Consider the following 3988-nt stretch of genomic DNA (forward strand, 5'->3'; position numbering starts at 1 on the left):
AAGAAATGATCTGAATTTTTCTCTTGGAAATGGAATAAGAGAAGTTGATAGAGTTCATAGTGCTGTCGTAGTTCCTCGGAGAAAGACAGGAGTTTTTCCAGTATTTCCTTGTTGGTCAAATGCATTCGAAACATAGGGCGATAAAATCGTTTATCGCTGAGTTTACGGCTATCTTGTTGTATCAATTTCCAGTAACGTTTCAAAGCTCTGTATTCGTGCGATTTTCTGTCGAATTGATTCATAATTTGAATACGGACACGGTTCATAGCACGCCTCAGATGTTGTACAATGTGAAATCGGTCGAGTACGATTTTTGCATTCGGGAGTGAAACAGTCTGGGGATAGACTTTTTCAGCCTGAGCTTAGAAATTGGAGAGCGAAGGGTTTAGCCAATTTGTAATAGGGACTAAACATGTCCATAGTAATGACTTTGACCCGATTTCTAACCTTTCTAGGATAGCGTAGAAAGTGGTTTCGGATGGTTGCTTGAGTTCTTCCGTCCAGAATGGCAATGACATTTAGGGAGTTGAAATCTTGTGCGATAAAGCTCATTTTCCCCTTCTTGAAGGTAGCTCAAACAGTCTCTTCCCAGACTGTTTGACTCCCAGCTCATCACCTCAGGTAAGGTGTTCCAATCCGTTTCGAACTTGAACTCATTTAGCTTTCGACTAACTGATGAAGTTGGAATGGATAGTCTGTGTGCGATATCTGTCATTGCTTGATTTTCGATGAGTAATTGGGCGATTTTCTGGTTAACAGCGACAGAGATTTGGTGGTTCTTCTTGACAAGAGGAGTTTCAGCGACCGCTATTTTTCCGCATTCTTTACACTTGAAGCGACGCTTTCTAAGGCGGATAAGTAGCGGGTAACCAGCAGTTTCTAGGTAGGGGATTTTAGAGGCTTTCTGGAAGTCGTATTTAGCCATTTGTCCCTTGCATTTTGAGCATTTAGGGGCTATGTAATCCAAGTGACCGTGGAGTTCTAAGTGAGTTCCCATATCATATTCATCAGTGATAGTGATGTTTTAGTCTTTAATTCTGAGTAGATTTGAGATAAGATTCTTCGCTTTTCGATTTCTAGGCTCAAGAATCAAGAGTCACTTCACTGACTCTTGATTTATTCCATAAGATTCTTTCTAATGAGTTGTTTAGTCTCTTTTTATTATAGGTCATATGGGACTTTTTTATATACTCAAAAAGGCTCCATAATTTCCACGGTGGTTTTACCCACTACAGAAATTATAGAGCCACATTTTATCTGTTTGTAAGTGGTTCTTTCTATATTTTCCTATGATTTTATTTTTTGAAATACTATTTTATAATAAGTTTCACAACCGCCTCAACCGGTGTACTATTGTCCAAACTAATTTCTAAGTCTTCCTCAATGATTGGAAGCTTGAAATGAATGGCTTTTACCCAACGTCCTGCTTTATTTTTGTCATCATAAATTTCGACTTTTTCAATCAACATCTGACACAATCGCTTCTTGTCGATATCTTCCATGACGTCCATAAATGATGCAAAGTTAACTAATATTTTATAAATATTATCAGCGGTCATTTTATCTTTTAGGATTACCTCTCGTTTAGATTCACTTGTCTCAATTAGCATTTCTACATCTGCTAATTTATCATAAATAGTATTTAATCTCATATCTAAATCAATTGACTTTTGCTGAAAATGAGGATCTTCAAAATTTAAGGAGTCAATTTGTTGGATTAAATTCAATTTGGTTGCATTGAGTTGGCGAAAGAGACTCTTATATTGTTCAATTTCACTGTCTATCCTACTTGTATCAACCTGAATATTTATTTTCTCTTGCAGTTTTCGTGCAAAATCAGGTCTTGAAACTAACTTACTAATGATTGATAATACTTCATGGTCTAAATTTCCTGTTTTAAGCTGTTTATTAAATGTGCACTTATGACCATCTACATGTTTTCTATGTTTACAAGCATAGTAGTAATAGTTTTTATAGTATTCATCTTTCTTATTTTTATTTCTCTTGATACTTTTATTTCCATAAAGCCCAGCATGGCATAATGGACATTTTATCAATCCCGAAAGTATATAAATAGAATCGCCCTTACTTGGGTTCTCACGTTTATACTTATGGGCATTAGCTTCTCGTTTTTTCCTCACTTTATTCCAAATCTCATCGTCAATAATTGCTTCATGTATTCCGTCTGTTAGAATATAATTTTCAGACTGTATGACTTTCGTTTCACCAGAAATTTTATCTCGAGTGCTTTCACGCCGTCCAAAAGCAATTTTTCCATTGTAAACTGGATTGTCTAAGATTCTTGCAATGCCACTTGATGAAAAATATGGAAGGGTGCTATTATGTCGAATTGGTTTCTTTATATCTAGGTTGGCTAAATGCTTGGCAATAGCTATAGTACCCATATCACTGTTAGCAAATAAATCAAAAATCATTTTTACTGATTCAGCTTCTTCTTGATTTACTTGCAATTGACCATTAACAAGGGAATATCCTACAGGCGCAAATCCACCATTCCATTGACCAGCTCTCGCTTTTTGTCTGCGACCTTCCATAGCTTGAGAAATAATATTCTCTCTTTCCATTTCAGCAACAGCCGACAAGATAGTAATGACTAACTTTCCTGAATCCTTTGAACTATCTAGTCCATCATCAACACAAATCAGATTTACACCATGAGATTCCATGATAGCTAGAGATTTTAAAGTATCCGCAGCATTTCGACCAAAACGTGATAATTTGAATACAAGTACATAATCTACTTTATCTTTCTCTGCTTCGATATCTAATATCATAGCCATAAATTCCGTTCTACCTAGCATGGTTTTACCAGATTTCCCAGCGTCTTGATAGGTTTTCACAATCTCAATATCAAAAGCATTGGCATATTGATGAATTCTTGTTTCTTGAGCGTCTAATGAAAATCCTTCAACTTGCATATTTGTAGATACCCTTGTATAGATATAGGCTTTCTTTCGCTTCATTTAATTTCTCCTTGAAAAGTTTGACCAAAAAATACCCTTATAATCTTAAGGGTATTTTAACTCTTTTTAGAAAAGAACACAAGCAACTACTCATCAGTATACAGGTTTTCTTCCTTGATTGGTAAATTTGAGCAATCAATGTTATCTCCATATTTCAGAAGCATTTCTTCCAAAAATCTCACTAGTTCATCCATAGATGACCTCCAAGTGAAACTATTATTCTCTGATTCCTCATAACAAAAGGCAGAAGTAGTTGCTTGTAGAAATGTAAATCATGTATAATCATGATAAACTCCTTCTATAACTCAACTACATTCTGCCATTTTTTGGAAATTATAAAAAAACTGTTAATGAATTTGATATTAGTTTTAATTCCATGCAAAAGAGGCTGGGCAAAAACTAGCTTCTCACAGTAAAAAAACGAGCAATTCCAATTAGGAGTTGCTCGTTTTCCATTTCATGCTTTATAATTATAATAACCACAAAACAACTAGAAAGGCATGAAAATGTATAAACAGTATAACACAAATCAGTTAAGTTTGGAATTAAATATTGCTTGGGATTTACCTGCAACGCATGAGGCTCGTCTGATTAGTCAGTTTGTGGATACTATTCCTTTATCCGTTCTGTTAGAAGAAACTTCCCACACAGGTCGTCCTGCCTTTCATCCAGCTATGTTGCTTAAAATGACCCTGTTTGCCTACGCTCGCCAGGTATTCTCTGGTCGGAAAATCGTTCAAATGAATGAAGAAGTCATTCCTATGAAATGGCTGAGTCAGGATACCTATGTCTGTTATCGGACCATAAACAGTTTTCGGGCTAGCACACACGCCAATCAGCTCATCAAAACTACCTTCATCTACTTCACCCTCCTCCTCAGAGAGAATGGGGTGATTGAAGATGAGGCTCTCTTCATTGACGGGACTAAGGTAGAAGCTGATGCCAATAAGTATTCCTTCACGTGGAAAAAGGCCGTTGAACGCTATGAAGATGCCTTGAACGGA

The 3988-nt window shown here is 36.2% G+C and carries 2 protein-coding genes and 1 pseudogene; 1 reads left to right on the forward strand and 2 read right to left on the reverse strand.

All coding sequences use genetic code 11. The features are described from left to right. Both C1E99_RS11635 and C1E99_RS11640 read right to left on the reverse strand, forming a co-directional pair. A pseudogene (locus C1E99_RS11635) lies at positions 1–1021 on the reverse strand (transposase); the annotation flags it as partial. A gap of 289 nt (positions 1022–1310) precedes the next feature. Beyond that, the gene (locus tag C1E99_RS11640) at positions 1311–2984 is read right to left on the reverse strand and encodes a recombinase family protein (protein ID WP_105207634.1); all 1674 of its coding nucleotides are present in this window, start codon (positions 2982–2984) and stop codon (positions 1311–1313) included. A gap of 506 nt (positions 2985–3490) precedes the next feature. On the opposite strand from C1E99_RS11640, the gene C1E99_RS11645 reads away from it, so the two are divergent. Beyond that, positions 3491–3988, forward strand: a 498-nt coding sequence (locus C1E99_RS11645) for a transposase (RefSeq protein ID WP_161951192.1), incomplete at its 3' end; no start/stop codon positions are given.

Origin of the sequence: Streptococcus suis (assembly GCF_002964045.1) — a bacterium.
In the GTDB taxonomy this organism is placed as follows: domain Bacteria; phylum Bacillota; class Bacilli; order Lactobacillales; family Streptococcaceae; genus Streptococcus; species Streptococcus suis_U.